Source organism: Bacillus sp. 2B09, from assembly GCF_003946835.1.
GTDB classification, from domain to species: Bacteria; Bacillota; Bacilli; order Bacillales; family Bacillaceae; genus Bacillus; species Bacillus altitudinis.
This window is the reverse complement of record NZ_RPSG01000001.1, coordinates 489,220-508,423: the sequence shown is the minus strand read 5'-3', so window position 1 is coordinate 508,423 and position 19,204 is coordinate 489,220. Positions and strand designations below refer to the sequence as shown.

The window sequence follows — 19,204 nt, the reverse complement described above, 5'->3', positions numbered from 1 at the left end:
AAACATACCAATATTTTAAAGTGTTAGTATATTTTTTTGCAGAATAGGGATTGACAGCTTTTTTTCACTTGTTTCGCTGTAACAACTATTACAAAAGTGTTACAATAATGAGTGGTAATTGTAAAAGATTGAAAGGATGAGAGGAGCTACATAAGTGGGAGAGAAACAGCATCAAGGTGCTGCCGAGCAGAAAAAAATGAAGCGCCGGAACGCATGGAGAATTAATCTCTTTTTCTTCGCTGTATTTAGTTTATTTGCTGGACTTGTCATCAAGCTCGGCGTGCTGCAAATCGTCAATGGTGAGGATTATAAAAAGCAAGCCAACCGAACTGAGGTCAAAACAGCATCATACCCGTCTCCAAGAGGAAAAATGTATGACGCGAGAGGAAGAGTCGTTGTTGATAACGAAAGTGTACCTGCCATCGTTTATACATCAGAAAGCGGTGTGAAAGCGGAGGATAAGATTAAAGTAGCAAGAAAACTTGCGACTTATATAAAAATGGATACAGATTTTTTGAGAGAGCGTGACATTCGAGATTTTTGGCTGGCAAGCCATCCGGAAGAAGCGGATAAGCTCATTTCAAAAACAGAGCAAAAGAATCTTAAATCAAAAGATGTCTATCCACTTCAAGTAGAGCGTGTGCCTAAGAAAGAAGTCAAGGCGATCGAAAAAGATGCAGAGGAAAAAGCAGTTGCAGCGATCTATCGCAGGTTTACAGGCGGATATGCCTTTGAACCTCAAATCGTGAAAGCGATGGACCCGAACGAAGAGAAAAAAGGGGACGAAAAAGTTGCGCTGCTTGATGAAACAAAAGAATCAAAACAGACATCATCCGTAAGTTTGACATACGAAGAGATCTCACTTGTATCAGAGCATCTTGATGAACTGCCTGGTGTAAATGTCATCAATGACTGGACAAGGAAATATCCGTATGAAAAAACCCTTTATAATGTTCTTGGCGGTGTCACCACCCCAGAGCAAGGCATTATAAAAGAGCGTGAAGATTACTATATGGCAAGAGGTTACTCGAGAAATGACCGAGTAGGAAAAAGTTATTTAGAATATCAATATGAGGATTTTCTCAATCCAGAAAAAGCAACTGTTCAATATACACAGGTCGGCGGAAAACTGCTTGATGAAATCAAGCGGACAGAAGGACGAAGAGGACTTGACCTTGCACTCACATTTGATATGGAGCTGCAAAAGGAAGTCGACAAAATCGTTGAATCAGAGCTAAGATCCGCTAGTGCAAGAAACTATATGATGGACCGTGCCTTTGTTGTGATGATGGACCCAAACACAGGTGATGTTCTCGCGATGTCAGGGAAGAAAATGGACGGCAGAGACGTCACAGATTATGCGATCGGAACATTTACGACACAGTATGAAATGGGCTCTGTTGTCAAAGGAGCTACTGTCCTCTCTGGTTATCAAGATGGCATGTCACACAACCAATCCTATACGGATACACCGCTGTATTTTGCGGGAAGTGGAAAACCGAAGAGGTCTTACAAAGATCTTGGATGGGTTAACGACCTTCAGGCACTCCAAAAAAGTTCCAACGTTTACATGTTCCAAGTGGCGATGAGAATGGCAGGAATCACCTACCAAAAGAATGGCCCGTTACCGGCAAGACCTGAACACTTACAAAAAATGAGAAACTACTATGCGCAATTCGGACTTGGCGTAAAAACAGGGATCGACTTGCCGCAGGAATCAAGCGGAATGCAGACGCATCCTAAGACAGTCGGCGGACTCTTGCTTGATGAAGCGATTGGCCAGTATGACACGTATACACCGCTTCAAGTCGCACAATACATGTCGACCATCGCAAATGGAGGTAACCGTATTCAGCCAAGAGTGGTGAAAAGTGTTCACTTTCCAACGAATAAGGAAGAAGTAGGCCCTGTTGTGAAGAAATATGAGCCAAAGGTGCTGAACACCATTAACAACTCGAAAGCAGATATCGACCGCGTCAAAATGGGACTAAAAATGGTCACATCAACAGGCGGGACTGCCGCTGGCCGGTTCGGTCAGCATGATGTCGCAGGGAAAACGGGTACAGCCCAAACCTTCTACTATGGTGCCAACCGGAGCTGGTGGGGGAATGCCACGTACAATTTAACCTTTGGAGGATATTATCCTTCTTCCAATCCGAAAGTGGCATTTAGTGTCGTCACACCGTATGTATCAGATAAAGATCCTGTCATTAAAACCATTCCAAGTAAAATTGTTGATAAGTACGTTGAATTACAAAAGAAATATGAAAAGCAATAAACAGCAGGGAGCACAGCAAGAGAAAGTGCTCCCTTTTTGCTGAAAATATGGACGTTTCACACGAGATTGGGAGGAAAATACGGTTTTTCTAGCGAATCCTTTTTATACATCAAACTAAGGACAACCCTAAAAAAATTAAAGGAGGGTCGGACGACGATGGAACAAAAAATGAAAGATTCGAATCAGCTGTACTCGAATATTGATTTACATGCCGTTCTTTCTTCTAATGGCCGCTTTCTCTACATTTCTTCCAATTGTAAGCAGCTTTTGCTCTATGAACAAAAGGATTTACTAGGGTGTTTTTTGAAAGACTTTGTTCATACCGAAGATCAATTTCTCGTCGAAAGTTATTTCTATAATCAGCACATGCTAGAGATTTGCCACTTTAGACTGCTTAGAAGTGATCTTACAGCTGTATGGGTAGAAGCAAGCATTGATTTTGTTGCTTGTGATGGGTTAGACAACGATTTGAGTAGAGAAATGATCCTGAAAATGAGGGTAATGAATACAGAGCCTCAAAAAGCAGTATTTCAACCAACAGAAGTGTCAGAACAGTCGTTAGGCAGTCTACCGGCTTTCCAAGATGTCAGTGAAGCTGAAAATCTGATTGCCATGCTGCCAAATCCGTTATGTATTACGGCACTTGGGAAAATTGTGTATGCCAACGATGCGATGCTGCAATTAATGGGTGTATGTACAAAAGATGAAATGATCGGCAAGTCTGCGTTTGATTTTATTGCCGAGGAGTACCATGACATTGTGAGAAGCCGAATCAAAAGACTGCAGCAAGGCCTTCCAGTCGGAATGATTGAACAAATATGGAAAAGGAAAGACGGGAGCATGATTCATATTGAAGTGAAGTCATCTCCGGCAATTTATCAAAATCAACGGGCAGAACTTTTACTATTAGTGGACATCTCTTCCCGTAAAAAATTTCAAACCGTTCTTCAAAAAAGTAGAGAGCGGTATCAGCTGCTTATCCAAAATTCCATTGATACCATCGCCGTCATCCACGATCATAAATGGGTATTTATGAATGAATCAGGTATTAAATTATTTGAAGCCGAACATTACGATAAATTAATCGGAAAAGATATCTTTCATCAAATCCATTCATGTGATCAGCAAAAAGTCAAAAAGAGCATATCACGTATTATCGAAAGAGCATCAGATTCTGAGATTGTGACGATGAGCTGCCATACGTTTAAACACCGGTTGATTTATACAGAAATGGTTTGTATCCCTACCACATTTTTTGGTGAAACAGCCGTTCAAATTATTTTAAGAGATATATCTGAACGAAAACAAACAGAAGAACTCATGCTGCGCTCTGAAAAATTATCAATCGCAGGTCAATTGGCAGCAGGCATTGCACATGAAATAAGGAATCCACTGACGGCGATTAAGGGCTTTTTACAGCTCATTAAACCAAAAACAAAAGACCGTGATCAATATTTTGAAATTGTCTTCTCTGAGCTGAGCCGGATTGAAATCATCTTAAGTGAGCTACTAATGCTTGCAAAGCCGCAGCAAACGGCATCCATGCAGACGCTTGATTTGAAAAAAATCATTAGCGAAGTCACCGCTCTGCTAGAAACACAGGCCAACTTAAATGGAATTTTGATGAACACAAGTGATATTGAGGAGGATCTCCTGATGAATGGGGATCAAAACCAGCTGAAGCAGGTGTTTATCAATTTAATCAAAAATGCCGTCGAATCCATGCCAGACGGAGGGAAGGTAGACATTACCGCCAAAGCCGAAAAAGAAGGGATACTTGTCACGATTAGAGATGAAGGAATTGGTATTCCTGAATCGGTCATGAAGCGGATCGGTGAACCTTTTTTAACGACAAAAGAAAAGGGAACAGGGCTTGGGCTCATGGTGACATTTAATATTTTAGAAAATCACAACGGAACCATCCGGGTAGATAGCCACCCAGAGAAAGGGACTGTGTTTCACATCATGTTTCCCGCAAAATAAAAACAACGGCAAGAGAGCCGTTGTTTCATCCGTCTGTTGATTGTATGGAACGCTTTTCAAGAACAAATTGTTCGAGACGGTCAAGTCCTTCTTTTAACGTTTCAAGTGAATATGCATAGGAAAGGCGCACATATCCTTCTCCGAGTGAAGAGAAAGCAGAACCAGGTACGACCGCAAGTTTTGTACTTTCTAACAACTCCATGCAAAAATCAAATGAACTCATCCCAAACGATTCAATGGAAGGGAAAATATAAAAAGCGCCGGAAGGCTTAATGACCGGAAGCCCCATAGAAATGAGTCGATCATATACATAGTCGAGTCTTTTCTTATATTGCTCTCTCATGATCAGTGCATCATCCACACCATTTGTCACTGCTTCAAGTGCCGCCTTTTGTGAGATAGCCGAGGCACAAGACACGTTATATTGATGTACTTTTAATACATGTTTAGCAATAGGAGCGGAAGCAAATAAAAAGCCGATTCTCCATCCGGTCATGCTATGAGATTTTGACAGTCCATTGATGACAATCGTCTGTTCCTTTAAGAAAGAAGCAATGGAATGATGTGGACGATCAAATGTCAGCTCACTATAAATTTCATCAGATAGAATAAAAATATCCTTTCCTTCAAGAAGCTGTGCAATTTCTTTCAATTCTTCTTCTAATAGCGTGACCCCAGTTGGATTTGAAGGGTATGGAAGGACAACACACTTTGTCTTTTCCGTTAATGCATCTTCAATCAGCTTGGCGTTTAATTTAAAACCGGCATTTGTTGTGTCAATATGCACGGGCACCGCACCGCACATCCGAATGATCGGTTCATAGCCAGGGTACACAGGGCCGGGCAGGATGACCTCATCGCCTTCAGTCAAAATGGTTCGAAACGCAGCATCAATTGCTTGACTCGCACCTGTTGTCACAATGATTTCTGTCTCTGCATCATAATCAAGATGGACTTTCTTTTTGATGTACTGCTGGATCGCTTGTCTTAGCTCTAAAAATCCAGCATTATGAGTATACGAGGTGAAATTCTCGTCAATGGCTGTTTTGGCAGCTGTTTTGACATGATGCGGCGTATAAAAATCGGGCTGACCTATGGTCAATGAAACGACATCCTCATATGAAGATACGAGATTTGAAAATGTTCGAATGCCTGAAATTTCAATATCCTTTACTCTTGGATTCAGCAAATGCTCCATTTCTCATCACCTTAAAAATTTATGTTTTTATCCTATTTTACCATTCACTGCATAAATGTCACCTGCGGAAAGGCTTCGGATATCGTTATATGTAGTCTATTCTCCTATCCATCACAGCATGAGTGATATATGAAGAAAGAGCAACATTTATTATAGCGTAACCTGCTCGGAAAATACAGCGCTGCTTAAGATGATTAGAATAAGGCAAAACGGTATAAACTGAAAGAACGAGAGAATCAAGTCATGGGAATTGCTTTCACAGGCATACGATCTCCAGAAGGAGGACGATAATAGATGGATCAATCAGCAAAGACATCGAAAATAGCCTTTTTATCCGTCATGAGTAATACGTTTGTTGTGGTCCTTAAAATCATTGTAGGGGTGTTAACTGGATCTGTTGCGGTTTTATCAGAAGCCATTCACTCTTTTCTCGATTTAATGGCCTCTTTTATTGCATTTATCTCTGTTCGTATTTCAAGAAAGCCGGCAGATTCAAAACATCCTTATGGACATGGGAAAGTTGAGAATATTTCTGGAACGATTGAAACTTTGTTGATTTTTGTTGCTGGGATTTGGATCATTTATGAATGTGTTCATAAATTAATGCATCCAGAGCCTGTTAAACTGCCGGTACTTGGTATTGTGGTCATGCTGATCGGCGCACTTATCAATTTTGTTGTGTCAAGAGTTGTGAACAAAGAGGCAGAGCGAGTACATTCTGTTGCCATGAAATCGAATGCACTGCATCTTTTAACAGATGTGTTTACGTCACTAGGGGTTGCCATTAGTTTATTGCTTGTTGCATTAACGGACTGGTATTTCCTCGATCCGATTATTGGAATGGTGCTAGCGCTCTATATTATGCGTGAAGCATTTAAACTCATGAAGGAAGCCTTCCCGCCGCTTGTCGACGCCCGGTTAACCCCGGAAGAAGAACAAGCGATAGAGGCCATCATTCAAACATTCAGCCAAGAATTCATTGAATATCATGACTTTCGAACAAGACGATCCGGTGCTGAAGAATATATTGATTTTCATTTGATTGTTCATGGAAAAACAACCATTGAAGATGTTCACCAATTATGTGATCGAATTGAAGAGAACATTCAGCAGGCGTTTCCGCATGCACAAATCTTTATTCATGTAGAACCTGAAAGTGAAAGAAGCACACAAACGTAAAAAGGCGATACCACCTCTTTGAAGGTTGTATCGCCTTTTTTTACGCTTCATCTATGAAATGAAATCAATATCCATAAGCAGTATCGTAATCTTCATACCAAGAGATATAAGCAGCATCTTCATTTGATAAACCATGTTTCATATCTAAAAAATCAGCTTCGCAAATATCTTCAATCACAGTCATTTCGTTGTTCTTTAATAGTACGACAGTTCCCATCATGAACACCTTTCTTTAAAAAATCCTTGACTATTGTACCATGTGAAACGTGATTGTCAACAGAAGAATCGAAATGAGAGGAAAATATCACAAAATGTTAAAAATCAGGCGTTGAAAGAACTAGATGTGCCATAATTTTCGTGAATTTTCAGTATTTATTCACATAAATCATCATTGAAAAATGATCTAAAATTCATGTAAAAATGTAAAGCTCCATTGATCTTGCGATATTCATAAGATATAATAACGAATGATTATAAGAAATTTATAGAAAACATACATAATAAAGGAGAAATAGGATGGAAACAAACATGTCAGAAGCACCTATTCAAGAAGAAAAACATCCTGAACTAGCTGGAGTAGGTTACCGTTTTCTTGCTCATCTTTTAGACGGTGTCATTATTAGTGTACCATTTTCAATCATTGTATTTATTCTCGCAACACTCTTTTTTGTCTCAAGCCCTGAGGCGGCATTTTTAATGTATGATGATAGCTATTACTATTCTTCAACGGTGATCACGGATGAAGAATGGGCAGTCATTGTGGGCCTTCTCTTTTTCTATGGCGTAACGACCTTAATCGGTATCGCGGTGACTTGGCTGTATTATGCGATCATGGAATCATCAAAGTTGCAAGGAACTCTTGGCAAGATGGCTCTTGGCATCAAAGTGACAAAAGTAACGGGTGGAAAAATAACATTCGGGCGCGCGACAGGCCGCTTTTTTGCAAAAGGCTTTTTGTCTCCAATCTTATTCATTGGCTACATCATTGCGTTTTTCACAGAAAAAAAACAAGCACTTCACGACTTGATTGCAAGTACCATTGTCGTAAAGAAATAATGAAAAGAAGCACCTCTGCTAAATAGTACGGGGTGCTTTTTGTATAGATTGCTTGTATGGAAGAGGGAAACGTCACATAAAGTAGAATGATAGTGAAAATAAAGCAGAGAAGGGAGTCAATCTATTGAAAAGAGGGAAAATGACCGTTCAGAAAAAAGGGGCAAGCTTCGGGCTCTTTTTCACCGCACCTGTTTTGGCCTGGGCATTGTATGATTTTGCAAATACGATATTTTCATCGAATATGATCACCATTTTCTTCCCATTTTACTTGCAGGAGACGATAGGCGACAGTGCGAGGATGGATCAAATCGCCAGCACATTTATTTCTTATGCGAACGCACTTGCAAGCTTTTTCCTCGTCATTTTTACGCCTTTATATGGTGTGCTGATTGATCGTACAGGGAAAAAGAAGCGGTATATCACAGTGTTTACCCTGATTTGTATTGCCTGTACCTTTATGATGGGGATCTTTGCTGGGATTGATTTCTCAAGCGAATGGTTTGGTCTTCCTGTCTCCTTATTGGTGGTGGTTACCTTGTTCGTCATCGCCAAATTTTTCTATCACTCTAGTCTTGTTTTTTATGACACCATTTTGCCCGATCTTGGGACAAAGGATGAAATCCCCCTCATTTCTGGATTCGGTATTGCTGTCGGCTATTTAGGTACACTTGTCGGCCTTTCTGTTTATTTACTTGTAGGAAATGACCAGTTTCATGAAGCATTCATTCCGACAGCCCTTTTATTCTTTCTCTTTTTTCTGCCCTTTCTCTTTATTATAAAAGATCCTCAACCTCTCCCGCAGCAAGAGAAAAAGGCGTCTTTTTTCAGCGGGTATAAAGAGATTATTCGTACATTTAAAGAGATGAAGCAGTACAAACCGGCCTTTATTTTTATGATCGCTTTCTTTTTTATGAATGATGCGTTGCAGACAGCGATTGCGATGATGGCTGTTTATGCAAAAATTATCATTGGTTTTACGGCAGGTCAATTTATTTTGCTTTATCTTGTGTCCACGATTTCAAGTATCATTGGCTCGTTTCTATTCGGATATGTCACAAAGGCCATCGGGGCAAAGCGCTCGATTACAGTCGTGTATGTCATTTTAATTGTGGCGCTCATTCTAGCTGTGACAGCGACAACGGAATGGGTCTTCTGGGTAGCAGGCAGTTTATTTGGAATTTCACTTGGCGCGAGCTGGGGATCATCACGAATCCTCATTATTGAGCTGACGCCTAAAGAAAAACGAGGACAATTTTTTGGTCTCTTTGCGTTTTCGGGAAAGGTGTCTTCAATCGTCGGTCCCATCATTTATGGCTCCGTCACACTTCTATTTGCAGCACATGGGAATCTCGCAAGCCGTCTTGCATTAGGGTCTTTGCTCATCCTTGCAGCCATAGGACTTGTGATTCATCAATTCGTGCGAGAGAAAGCGTAAAGAAACGTCAACTTTTTACCCATGCTGCCGATATAAAAAGTACAATCTTATATTGAAGAATAGAGGGATTTCCGTGGCTTTAAACAAACAAGAAATTTTACTTGACTCTGGTACTAATGAATTGGAAATTGTGAAGTTTGAAATTGGTTCAAATCAATTCGGCATTAACGTCATGAAAGTAAGAGAAATTATTCAGCCAGTTGAGGTGACAGTTGTACCGCACTCTCACCAAGATGTAGAAGGGATGATTAGTTTACGAGGCGAGATTTTACCAGTCATCAATCTATTTTCCTTTTTTAATGTCGAGTCAGATCAGTCAGAACAAGAGAAATACATTGTGACTGAATTCAACCAACGGAAATTTGTGTTCCATACAGGAACGGTATCACAAATTCACCGCGTCAGCTGGGAAGAGATTGAAAAACCAACTGCACTCAATCAAGGAATGGACCGTCATTTAACAGGGATCATCAAGCTTGACGAGAAAATGATTTTCCTTCCAGATTACGAAAAAATCATCTATGATATTGAATCCGCATCTGGTGTAGACACATATCATATGTTTGACGGTGAGAAAGACGAGAGAAGAACAGGGAAGAAGCTGTATGTTGTTGAAGATTCTCCGCTTCTTATGCGCTTATTAACAAATGAATTAACCGAGGCAGGCTATAAAAACATTGTGACCTTTGAAGATGGAAAACAAGCATATGACCATGTCATGGATCTTGTCAGTAAAGGCATTAGTGTGACAGAAGAAATTGATATGATTATTACAGATATAGAAATGCCAAAAATGGATGGACATCGATTAACAAAACTGCTGAAGGACAATCCTTTAACACAGTCCATTCCAATTCTCATTTTCTCTTCATTAATTACGGACGATCTGCGTCATAAAGGGGAAACCATCGGTGCAGATGATCAAATTAGTAAACCAGAAATTCATCAGTTGATTGAAAAAGTAGATCATTTTATTATCTAAAGAAAAAACCACTCGCTTTGAGTGGTTTTTCAGCGTGTAGACAAACCCTCGCATTCTTTGTCAGTCCTGCGCTCTGGTGCTCACGAATGCCAAATTCGCTCCGCACAAGTAGCTGTCCTTCCTAGACTGCAAAGGTTTTCTATCACGCTGAAAAGAAGACAAAGAGCTAAAATAAACAACATTTTAGCCCTTTGTCCATAATCTGAAAAACCACTCGCTTTGAGTGGTTTTTCTGTTTAAAAATAACTTTCTCCGAGCCGTTTGAAGACGGGTTTTGTATAATGTGATTTTTGTTTTGTGGCGGCAGGTTTTTCTTTTAAACCGACATACGTTTGAAGTATTTGTTTCGCTCGATTTAATGACATATTCGCTTTTGGATTGCGATATGATTGATTTAAATTTCCTAAGTGTGGCAAAAATTCGAAGTCTTCTTTAGTTGGTGGCAGATGAAAATAATAATCTCCAATTTCAATCAGCACGTCGGACTGTTGTTGACTATATCTGGGATTGTTAGAGAAATGTAGGCCCACTTTTCTTCCTTTACCTTCTTGCAATAGTTTTTGCAGCGCACGTTTTTTCAAAAGATAAAGAAACTTGGGATTTGGTGCGGTTTTAGCATGGCGGTTAACAGTATAAATGGCTTTTGCGATGTTTTCTGCTGTAGGTTCTATGTCTTTAGTATGAGCATAATCGTCCATTTTTTCTCTCCTTTGTCTTTCGTCTTCCTGTGCTTAGTATAAATTATACGTTTTTATTAGTAAATTGCAAATAGACTTATTGTAAAAACCATTAGATTTTCATCACTCTTATTTACAATAGCCATTCATGATGATTCTGAAACGTGAAGAAGAACAATGAATGAATCCTTCTTAGCAAGAGCACCATCATTTATCCGGTATCCTTTCCAACTAGGCGTTTCAGTTGGATGTAAACGACGCCTTTGATTTTCTATATGATAAAGGTGTTGTATTTTTTACTCTTTTAAAAATATTAATAAAATAGCTAGTGCTGCTGAATCCAACTTGGTAGGCGATTTCTGTTATGTTTAAGTCCGTCTTTTGAAGCAAAATGAGGCTTTGTTGAATTCGATATTCATTCACATAATGTATAGGAGATTTCTTTAAAATATCATTGAAATATCTACAGCATTCAGAGCGGCTTAATTGTCCTTCACGAGCGATATCTTGAAGAAGAACCTTTTCATGATAATGTTCATGAATCCAATTCAGCATATGTTTCATACGTTCATTTCTATCGTGCTTACGAGCATCATATGTCAGTTGAAAACGATTTTGTAAAAGGCATTTCCAAATCGTGATGAGCTGTATATTAAGTTCGAGTTCATAATATGCCGGAGTTTGTTCTATTAATCGTTGAATGATTTGTATACATTGATAGATTCGGTTTGGCCATCCGTCTTTTCGGTTGAATAAAATAAAAGGTGTTTGACTCGCATGCATATATGGATGAACGAACGTGGTGAATAACTCATTGGCTGTGATGAAGTGAGGTGAAACGTTTAAACAAATATAAGTACATGTCGTCCCATTTGCATCCTTTGCCATGTGTAAGCAGCCACTGTTGATGAATACACCATCTCCTTGCTGAATGTTCAATATCTTCTCGTTAATGTGAAACTCAGCCTCTCCCTCCAAAATAAAGACGAATTGAAATTCGTCGTGCCAATGAAGAGGGATATATCCGCTCATATGATCACGAATCTTTGTATGATATAGAGCAATAGGCCATGTGGTGGTAGAATGCTCCGTTAATTCTTTCAGATTGTTGTCAATAAGAAAATGATGATTGTGCATGGTTCTCCTCAATATTCTTTTATTTTTATGTTCAATTGATATATCAATATGTAAAAAATTGAACTACTATCAACTATATTATCATGATTTTTTTAGAATTGAGGAGAATAAAAATGAAGAGGAGAAAGGGAATCTTTCTTGTACTGATAGGAGCTATCTGTTGGGGAGTAGGAGGAACCGTTTCACAAAAATTGTTTCAGCAATATGGAATTGACGTCCATTGGCTGGTCACTGTCAGGCTGCTCATTTCAGGCGGGTTGCTTTTATTTGTTCATTACATGACGAAAGAACGCACGCAATTGATTGGCGTGTTGAAAATGAAGAGTACGGCCATTCAAGTGCTGATATTTGGACTAATGGGCATGTTAGCTGTTCAATATACTTATATGGTGTCCATTCATCATGGGAATGCTGCGGTAGCTACATTGCTACAGTATACAGCACCTGTCATGATTATCGTGTATCTAGTATTTCGCCGGCAATCCACTTTTACAAAAAGAGATATGTTGACGGTCGCATTGGCTTTGGTTGGCATGTTTCTCTTATTGACGAATGGTTCCGTTTCCACATTAACTGTTCCAGCTGTCGCGGTATTTTGGGGAATATTATCAGCCGTGGCATTGTCCTTTTATACGTTATATCCAATCAACCTGTTAAAACAATTCGATTCACTTGTTGTTGTTGGCTGGGCGATGCTTATAGGGGGAGCTGCCCTTAGCTTGGTCCATCCTCCATGGAAGGTGAATCTGTCTCAATTACCTTTTGAAGCGTATATCTATTTATTATTTGTCATTGTATTTGGAACGATGGTCGCTTTTTGGTTTTACATCGAAAGTTTGAAGTATTTATCTCCGAAGGACTCAAGCTTAATTGGAAGTGTCGAACCCCTTGCAGCAGTGATAACCACTGTTTTCTGGTTAAAAGAGCCATTTGGTCTTTTCCAGTGGATAGGGACAGCGTGTATTGTATACATGATATTATTCATGGCATTATACCAGCCTAAAATAAGAGGGGAAAAGAAGAAATTGGGTTCATTGGATAGATGATAAGGTAAATTGAATGTGTGAAATGTATATAAAGTGAACTATTAAACATAGATAACTACCTATTTTAAAATAAATGGGTAGTTGATGACTTATATGAGAACGGGATTGCCGGATAAAATCTACCATATGCAAGACAATCATGGTCGAACATATGGCTTAAGATCATGGACTATTTCGTATGGCTAGAATAAGCACAGTAAAAACAGCCGTTAAAATCAGTTTCACTCGTCATTTTTTTGGCTTCATCCATGGCGCTTTCACTGTTCATGTGTAGACCAATCAATGTACGACTTGCTGCATCACCTAAAAATGCGCAGTCTTCTGTATGTACAACGTATTGTCCTTGATCATTTTTTGTATGAATAAAATAATAGCTTTTTAGCATACCCCTCACCTCCAACCTGACTATCCTACTATAAAACTTCCAATAATGTAAAGGTTTTTTATTAAAATTGTTGCAATTTTATGCACATTCCTTTTATTTTATAAAAAGGAAAATATATTATAAAATATGAAGATCAAAGTCAATGAGGACAGAAAGGACGGTTTAGATTGAAAGATATTTTAACTCCTTTATTGGTCGCTTTTGTCGTTGGAGGCATTGTGTACGTGATAGATGATCGGCCGATTCATCCTTTTCTTCTTTTTCTCATCTTATTTATTAGCATTTATACAGTCGATAGAATCGTTCATTTTGCTTCGAATCATTTCCATGAGCAAAAAAAATAATCGTCGTTTATGTTACACCCATGAAAAAAGGACTTTCTATAGAAGAAAGTCCTTTCAGCATGTAGACAAACCCTGGCATTCTTTGTCAGTCCTGCGTGCTGGTGCTCACGAATGTGAAATTCGCTCCGCACCAGTACTCGTCCTTCCTAGACTGCAAAGGTTTTCTATCACACTGAAAAGAAGAAAAAGGGCTAAAATAAACATTATTTTAGCCCTTTTTGCTTCATCTATTGTACTCCCTGACCTTTTAATTCACGCTGTACATCTAAGTCGGCAGCTTCTCTGCTGAACTTTGGCAGTGTAATGAAGTAAAAAAGGAAGACGAGTAAAATAATAATACCCATTCCGTAATAAATGTAAGAAACATTGGTGATGAGCTTTGGAAATAATACGGCAATTAAACCTAGCGTCATTGATTGTGCAAACATGGTGAGCGGATCAACCCACCCTGATACGCGTCCCATCAGACGAGGGTGAACAATTCTTGGGAGCCAGCCTCCAATGACAATGTTGACTGGACCAATACATGTACCAATGACAAATGATGTGACATAAAATAACCATAATGTATGGGTAGAACCAAGGACAAAAATTAAAATACCTGCAACTAGAATTGGAATCGACATGAGATATTGCATCTTTACCTTTTTCGCAAGAATAGAGCCAAGTAAGCTTCCAACTAGAAGTCCGGCACCGATTGCGATCGTAAAAAAGGATGTATGCAGTTCAAAATGGTCCGGTGAAAGACCGTATTTCATTGTAAACATCGGAAGAACGGCAAATGCGCCATTCACAAGACCAAAAACAAAAAAGCCGAAAATTAAAGAAGCCAATAATTTATTTTTTAAAATATAGAGAATGCCTTCTTTAAAATCTTTTAGAGACGTCTTAACGGTCATGCCTTTCCAGCCTGCTTGTCCATTTGGCTGTCGTGCTTCAATTGGAATATTGCATGATCGAATGAGAATACCGGAAATAATAAAACTGACCAAATCAATGGTAATGGCACCGTGAAGTCCAATCGTTTTATACATAATGGCACCTATTCCAACACCAAATACCATAAACAAACTAAACAGCATCTGATTTAAACCAGCAGCTTTTGCATATTGATCTTTATTTAAAATGGCCTGAACGAGAGAGGCTTCAGCTGGATAGAAGAACTTCGTAATGGCGCTTCGTATAAACAAGATCAAGAAAATAAGCGGCAGTGAATTAAAATAAATGACGATAAATAAAACGATCGTCAGCCCAGCTCGTATCCAATCACAATTCTCTGCGACTTTTTTACGATCAAAACGGTCTGCGACCACACCGACCATAAAAAAGACAAAGATCGTAGGCAGTGAATACATTAGCTCTGCTAAAGTGGCGTAAGCGGGCTGATGACTAAAATGATCGAGCAAATAAAAGGCAAACGCCATATTGCCTACTGTTGTCCCCATTTGCGAGGCAAGTGCTGCAAAAAAGAGACGAACAAAATTTCTGTTTTTAAAAATATCCATAAATACGCTCCTTAACCTGAAGATCCCACTTTCTATCATATAAAATTTTAACCATTCGTACAATTGATTTCTCCTACTGGCTAATGGTCACAGGTGTTCCATTTGGAACTATTGAAGCAAGTTCGATGACATTCTGATTGTACATGCGAATGCACCCTCTAGACACAGCTTTACCAATTGAAGACGGGTTATTCGTTCCATGGATGCCGTAATGAACTTTTGAAAGGCTCAGCCAATAGGCGCCAAAGGGACCTCCTGGGTTTGGCTGTCTGTTGACAATATAATAAGAACCTGTCGGTGTCATGTTTAATATTCTGCCAGTTGCGATCGGGTATGAGCGCAAGAGCTGTGATCCAGAAAACAGTACGAGACGTTTCGCTGAAATTGACACAGATATGCGGTAAGGGATCGTGTTAGGATCCGGTAACCCAGGGATGATGATGACTTCATTTTGTTCTGGCTCGCGGGTTTGAAGTGACGGATTTGCAGCCTTTAAAGCACCTGTCGTTGTTCGAAAATCAAGTGCTATAGAAGCAAGTGTTTCTCCACTTTTTACCGTGTATCTCAGCACGAAAGCACACTCCTTTTACTCAAATAAAAGAAGCCATGATCCCCGCCTCACATATACTATATGGACGGGATCAGGCCCAATAAGGTTTCTCCTAACATTTGTCATGAGAATGATCTTTGTTTATACATATGCAGGAAAAGGTGATTTGGCTTCTCTTTACACGTGAGATGTTAAGGTGAAAAAAGTGATTTCAGGTTTGGCTAAAAACCGAAGCGGCAGTCTAGTTGTCCCAAGCCCGCGGTTGACATAGATACGGTGCTGATAGCTACCGTATAAGCCTTCGACATATGTACGCCCAAAAGGTGCTGTGAGAATCGGTCCATAGAAAGGAAGCTGTATTTGACCACCATGCGTATGCCCAGAAAGCTGTAAGTTAATAGGTGTTGTTTCAAGCTCTAGTGCGGCATCAGGCTCATGCACAAGCAATAACGTAAAGAGATCAGAAGAGACTTCTCGTTTGATGAAATGGTAATCAGGCATACTCATCATGAGATCATCCAGTGTAGCGATCTGTATGCGTCCGCCTTCTTTTTCTAAGTGAAACACTTCATTTTTACATAATGTAAAACCGCAAGCTTTCATCGTTTCCTCATATAGATCAATGCCAAATGGTCCGTAGTCATGATTTCCGCATATGGCAAACTTTCCAAACGGAGCATCAAGCTTAGACAAAGAGGCTTTGGCTTTTTCATGTTCTTCAATCGATGATTCAAAATCAACAAGATCACCTGTAAACACAATGAGATCGGGAGATGCAGCGTTGATCTTTTGGACAACAGTCTCTAAATCTTTTGCCGAAAATGTATCACTTAAATGAACATCACTAAATTGCGCAATTTTAAACTGGTCAAAAGAAGCCGGTAGCTGAGCATCATGAATGGTGAGTGATACGGTGTCGATCATGCGCGGCTCAATGTACCGAGCATAGCCATAACCGGATGTGGTCGCCAAAAGTCCGAGAATACTCGCACCAGCTGCTCCTTTTAAAAATTGCCTACGGGAAAGTTGCTTCATATAAGACTCCTTTAAAAATAAAATTAAGTATAGCATGATTTTTGATGAATCTCCCATATGGTGTATGGAGGGGAAATCATGATATGATAGATGGATAATGAATGAATAGTCATTCAAAACACGCAAAGGGGGAGAACAAATGACGAAGCAAACAGTGATTGTCACAGGGGGATCAAGCGGAATGGGAAAGGCGATGGCGACTCATTTGGCACTCGGGGGCTGGAATGTTGTGATTACTGGAAGAACAGAAGAGACCCTTGAAACAACGGCAAATGAAATCAAACAGCAAGGTGGTTCGATCGCTTATTTTCAAATGGACGTGCGACATCCAGAAGATGCTGATCAAATGGTGAAGTTTGCAGTAGATACATTTGGTGATGTGGATGCACTCATCAATAACGCAGCAGGCAACTTTTTAGTTCCAGCAGAAAAACTGTCTCCTAACGGCTGGAAAGCGGTCATTGATATTGTGCTAAATGGCACCTTTTTTTGCAGCCATGCAGTGGGCAACTATTGGATTCGTCAAAAGAAAAGCGGAAGTATGATCAACATGGTCGCCACATATGCATGGGGGGCTGGTGTTGGTGTAGCGCATTCAGCAGCCGCAAAAGCAGGCGTACTATCACTTACCCGAACGCTTGCAGTCGAATGGGGAAAGCAATATCGCATTCGCGTAAATGCCATTGCGCCGGGGCCCATTGAAAGAACAGGTGGTGCAGATAAACTGTGGGAATCTGAAGAGGCTGCCCAAAGAACATTAGATAGTGTTCCGCTCGGTAGACTTGGCACACCAGAAGAAATTGCAGAACTTGCGAGTTTCTTATTATCTGAGCATGCATCTTATATTAATGGAGATTGTATCACGATGGATGGGGGGCAATGGCTCAACCAATCACCATTTTGAATGACCGTGTAAGACCTGCTTTTGATATGGTATAATCACACAAAGAGAGAAGCAGGTGATGAAAATGGTCGATCCATTGGATATTTTAACGAATATTGAAGATGTTTTCCCGCACTATCAAGCGATCTTCAGTGCGGAGGAACAAAAAGTGATAGGCTATGAGATTCTTGGAAGAATGAAGCTTGAGTCGGGAACAGTTAGTCTAGGCTCCTTCTTTACGGATTCATCTATTCCTGACGAATATAAATTGGAAGTAGATCACAAAGTATTAAGTCAAGCGCTTGATCTCTTCACAACCGCAGATGAAGATTTGCTCATCTTTATTAATCATGATGCGAACGTCCTCATGCTTGATCATGGCGAAAGTTTTTTAGAACTTTTAAAAGAATATGAAGCAAAGGGTATTCACCTTAGCCGGTTTGTCATTGAAATTACTGAACATACGTTTAGCGGCGACATTGAACAGCTTTACCATACGTTAACGTATTATCGTACATATGGGATCAAAATCGCCGTATCTAATATAGGAAAAGAAAGCAGCAATCTTGACCGGATTGCTCTGCTTTCACCTGATCTATTAAAAATAGATCTACAGGCTTTAAGAGCTTCGTCTCCATCTCCTTCCTATGAATATGTGTTATACAGCATTTCACTTCTTGCAAGAAAAATAGGAGCGGCTTTAATCTATGAAGACATTGAAGCGAATTTTCAGCTGCAATATGCATGGAGAAATGGCGGAAGATATTTTCAAGGCTTCTACCTTCACGAGCCTGCGGCACAATTAATTGACCGGAACAAACGAAAAGAGCGGCTTAAAGAAGAATTTCAGCAATTCATTGCCCATGAGAAAAAGAAACTCCAAGCTGTCTATGAACATTCTGAAACCTTTTATAAGCGAATACATCAAGCCGTCAGTACGTTAAAAAAATCATGCAGCACAAATGATGAACTTATACAAAAACTGGCACATGAACTAACCGATTGCAGCTTTCGCATTTATATGTGTAATGAAGAAGGGTTTCAAATCACTGGGAATGTGTTTAAGAAAGAGAAAGAATGGCTGTTTCAGCCAGAGTATATAGAGAAAAACTGGAGCTGGCGCCCTTATTTTCTAGCGAATATTCTTCAAATGAGAATTAGCGGAAAAGGATTTTTCAGCGATATCTACAGTGATTTAGAAACTGGAGAACGAATACGTACGTTTTCTTATCCGTTAGAGGGAGACGTGTATTTGTTTGTAGATCTTCCGTATGCGTATCTATATGAGCAGGAAGGATTAATTTAAAAGCAGCCGTCATGGCTGTTTTTTTATTAGAAAAAAGATAGAAAAAATGGTTGACAATGAAACTGATAATCATTATCATTTAGTTATAGAGAGAAGCTACTCTCTGTTCCCCAACCCCTCTATCAGATCAAGATCCAAAAAACTTGGCGCTACCCCCGCCAAGTTTTTTTTGTGCGCCAATCATTCCCTTCATGCATAGGACATCCCAATTCATCCATACACCTT

The 19,204-nt window shown here is 39.7% G+C and carries 18 protein-coding genes; 10 read left to right on the top strand and 8 right to left on the bottom strand.

The window, feature by feature from the left end:
• Nucleotides 1–154 precede the first annotated feature (154 nt).
• The gene (locus tag EBQ12_RS02590) at nt 155–2,278 is read left to right on the top strand and encodes a peptidoglycan D,D-transpeptidase FtsI family protein (protein ID WP_019743912.1); all 2,124 of its coding nucleotides are present in this window, start codon (nt 155–157) and stop codon (nt 2,276–2,278) included.
• A gap of 156 nt (nt 2,279–2,434) precedes the next feature.
• Nucleotides 2,435–4,261: a PAS domain-containing sensor histidine kinase gene (locus tag EBQ12_RS02585; protein ID WP_019743911.1), complete on the top strand. Its 1,827-nt coding sequence runs from the start codon at nt 2,435–2,437 to the stop codon at nt 4,259–4,261.
• A 25-nt stretch (nt 4,262–4,286) separates the two neighbouring features.
• Here EBQ12_RS02585 and EBQ12_RS02580 read toward each other — a convergent pair whose 3' ends face one another.
• Nucleotides 4,287–5,459 (bottom strand): aminotransferase A, encoded by a 1,173-nt coding sequence (locus tag EBQ12_RS02580; RefSeq protein WP_019743910.1) that lies wholly within the window; start codon nt 5,457–5,459, stop codon nt 4,287–4,289.
• A 294-nt stretch (nt 5,460–5,753) separates the two neighbouring features.
• Here EBQ12_RS02580 and EBQ12_RS02575 point away from each other — a divergent pair, with 294 nt between their 5' ends.
• A complete protein-coding gene (locus tag EBQ12_RS02575; RefSeq protein WP_017359428.1) occupies nt 5,754–6,638 on the top strand; it encodes a cation diffusion facilitator family transporter in 885 nt (294 codons plus the stop codon).
• Nucleotides 6,639–6,702: 64 nt separating this feature from the next.
• Here the strand turns inward: EBQ12_RS02575 and EBQ12_RS19290 are convergent, their stop codons facing one another.
• Nucleotides 6,703–6,855: a hypothetical protein gene (locus EBQ12_RS19290; protein WP_017367142.1), complete on the bottom strand. Its 153-nt coding sequence runs from the start codon at nt 6,853–6,855 to the stop codon at nt 6,703–6,705.
• 299 nt (nt 6,856–7,154) lie between these two features.
• On the opposite strand from EBQ12_RS19290, the gene EBQ12_RS02570 reads away from it, so the two are divergent.
• The 3 genes from EBQ12_RS02570 to EBQ12_RS02560 all read left to right on the top strand — a co-directional run bounded on the left by EBQ12_RS02570 (nt 7,155) and on the right by EBQ12_RS02560 (nt 10,111).
• Complete coding sequence (locus EBQ12_RS02570) at nt 7,155–7,694, top strand: RDD family protein (protein ID WP_007498690.1); 540 nt, start codon at nt 7,155–7,157, stop codon at nt 7,692–7,694.
• Nucleotides 7,695–7,818: 124 nt separating this feature from the next.
• The gene (locus EBQ12_RS02565) at nt 7,819–9,129 is read left to right on the top strand and encodes an MFS transporter (RefSeq protein ID WP_007498688.1); all 1,311 of its coding nucleotides are present in this window, start codon (nt 7,819–7,821) and stop codon (nt 9,127–9,129) included.
• A 73-nt stretch (nt 9,130–9,202) separates the two neighbouring features.
• Nucleotides 9,203–10,111 (top strand): chemotaxis protein, encoded by a 909-nt coding sequence (locus EBQ12_RS02560; protein ID WP_008348035.1) that lies wholly within the window; start codon nt 9,203–9,205, stop codon nt 10,109–10,111.
• A 236-nt stretch (nt 10,112–10,347) separates the two neighbouring features.
• Here the strand turns inward: EBQ12_RS02560 and EBQ12_RS02555 are convergent, their stop codons facing one another.
• Both EBQ12_RS02555 and EBQ12_RS02550 read right to left on the bottom strand, forming a co-directional pair.
• Nucleotides 10,348–10,809: a YkyB family protein gene (locus EBQ12_RS02555; RefSeq protein WP_007498684.1), complete on the bottom strand. Its 462-nt coding sequence runs from the start codon at nt 10,807–10,809 to the stop codon at nt 10,348–10,350.
• Nucleotides 10,810–11,028: 219 nt separating this feature from the next.
• Nucleotides 11,029–11,925, bottom strand: a complete 897-nt coding sequence (locus EBQ12_RS02550; RefSeq protein ID WP_125588961.1) for a helix-turn-helix domain-containing protein — start codon at nt 11,923–11,925, stop codon at nt 11,029–11,031.
• Between the two features lie 113 nt (nt 11,926–12,038).
• Between EBQ12_RS02550 and EBQ12_RS02545 the strand changes: the two genes are divergently transcribed.
• Nucleotides 12,039–12,971, top strand: coding sequence for a DMT family transporter (locus EBQ12_RS02545; protein ID WP_008348018.1), 933 nt, complete (start codon nt 12,039–12,041; stop codon nt 12,969–12,971).
• A 169-nt stretch (nt 12,972–13,140) separates the two neighbouring features.
• Here the strand turns inward: EBQ12_RS02545 and EBQ12_RS02540 are convergent, their stop codons facing one another.
• Nucleotides 13,141–13,356: a hypothetical protein gene (locus tag EBQ12_RS02540; RefSeq protein WP_008348016.1), complete on the bottom strand. Its 216-nt coding sequence runs from the start codon at nt 13,354–13,356 to the stop codon at nt 13,141–13,143.
• A gap of 167 nt (nt 13,357–13,523) precedes the next feature.
• Here EBQ12_RS02540 and EBQ12_RS19285 point away from each other — a divergent pair, with 167 nt between their 5' ends.
• Nucleotides 13,524–13,700, top strand: a complete 177-nt coding sequence (locus EBQ12_RS19285; RefSeq protein ID WP_008348014.1) for a hypothetical protein — start codon at nt 13,524–13,526, stop codon at nt 13,698–13,700.
• 227 nt (nt 13,701–13,927) lie between these two features.
• On the opposite strand, the gene EBQ12_RS02530 is transcribed toward EBQ12_RS19285, so the two are convergent.
• The 3 genes from EBQ12_RS02530 to EBQ12_RS02520 form a co-directional block, all read right to left on the bottom strand.
• The gene (locus tag EBQ12_RS02530) at nt 13,928–15,205 is read right to left on the bottom strand and encodes an MFS transporter (protein WP_008348012.1); all 1,278 of its coding nucleotides are present in this window, start codon (nt 15,203–15,205) and stop codon (nt 13,928–13,930) included.
• A gap of 73 nt (nt 15,206–15,278) precedes the next feature.
• Nucleotides 15,279–15,776, bottom strand: a complete 498-nt coding sequence (locus EBQ12_RS02525) for a L,D-transpeptidase family protein (protein ID WP_125588957.1) — start codon at nt 15,774–15,776, stop codon at nt 15,279–15,281.
• A 156-nt stretch (nt 15,777–15,932) separates the two neighbouring features.
• Nucleotides 15,933–16,790: a metallophosphoesterase gene (locus EBQ12_RS02520; RefSeq protein ID WP_039963342.1), complete on the bottom strand. Its 858-nt coding sequence runs from the start codon at nt 16,788–16,790 to the stop codon at nt 15,933–15,935.
• Nucleotides 16,791–16,929: 139 nt separating this feature from the next.
• Between EBQ12_RS02520 and fadH the strand changes: the two genes are divergently transcribed.
• Together fadH and EBQ12_RS02510 are read left to right on the top strand one after the other, a co-directional pair.
• The gene (fadH, locus tag EBQ12_RS02515) at nt 16,930–17,694 is read left to right on the top strand and encodes a 2,4-dienoyl-CoA reductase (protein WP_019743904.1); all 765 of its coding nucleotides are present in this window, start codon (nt 16,930–16,932) and stop codon (nt 17,692–17,694) included.
• Nucleotides 17,695–17,758: 64 nt separating this feature from the next.
• Entirely contained in the window at nt 17,759–18,979 is a 1,221-nt protein-coding gene (locus EBQ12_RS02510) for an EAL domain-containing protein (protein ID WP_125589219.1), read from the top strand.
• Nucleotides 18,980–19,204: the final 225 nt, after the last annotated feature.

Excerpts from the sequence above, each read along its gene's own strand:
- fadH (WP_019743904.1), top strand. The coding sequence starts at position 16,930 with ATGACGAAGCAAACAGTGATTGTCACAGGGGGATCAAGCGGAATGGGA.
- EBQ12_RS02510 (WP_125589219.1), top strand. The coding sequence starts at position 17,759 with ATGGTCGATCCATTGGATATTTTAACGAATATTGAAGATGTTTTCCCG.
- EBQ12_RS02550 (WP_125588961.1), bottom strand. The coding sequence starts at position 11,925 with ATGCACAATCATCATTTTCTTATTGACAACAATCTGAAAGAATTAACG.
- EBQ12_RS02580 (WP_019743910.1), bottom strand. The coding sequence starts at position 5,459 with ATGGAGCATTTGCTGAATCCAAGAGTAAAGGATATTGAAATTTCAGGC.
- EBQ12_RS02575 (WP_017359428.1), top strand. The coding sequence starts at position 5,754 with ATGGATCAATCAGCAAAGACATCGAAAATAGCCTTTTTATCCGTCATG.
- EBQ12_RS02540 (WP_008348016.1), bottom strand. The coding sequence starts at position 13,356 with ATGCTAAAAAGCTATTATTTTATTCATACAAAAAATGATCAAGGACAA.
- EBQ12_RS02545 (WP_008348018.1), top strand. The coding sequence starts at position 12,039 with ATGAAGAGGAGAAAGGGAATCTTTCTTGTACTGATAGGAGCTATCTGT.
- EBQ12_RS02555 (WP_007498684.1), bottom strand. The coding sequence starts at position 10,809 with ATGGACGATTATGCTCATACTAAAGACATAGAACCTACAGCAGAAAAC.
- EBQ12_RS19290 (WP_017367142.1), bottom strand. The coding sequence starts at position 6,855 with ATGGGAACTGTCGTACTATTAAAGAACAACGAAATGACTGTGATTGAA.
- EBQ12_RS02520 (WP_039963342.1), bottom strand. The coding sequence starts at position 16,790 with ATGAAGCAACTTTCCCGTAGGCAATTTTTAAAAGGAGCAGCTGGTGCG.
- EBQ12_RS02570 (WP_007498690.1), top strand. The coding sequence starts at position 7,155 with ATGGAAACAAACATGTCAGAAGCACCTATTCAAGAAGAAAAACATCCT.
- EBQ12_RS02585 (WP_019743911.1), top strand. The coding sequence starts at position 2,435 with ATGGAACAAAAAATGAAAGATTCGAATCAGCTGTACTCGAATATTGAT.
- EBQ12_RS02530 (WP_008348012.1), bottom strand. The coding sequence starts at position 15,205 with ATGGATATTTTTAAAAACAGAAATTTTGTTCGTCTCTTTTTTGCAGCA.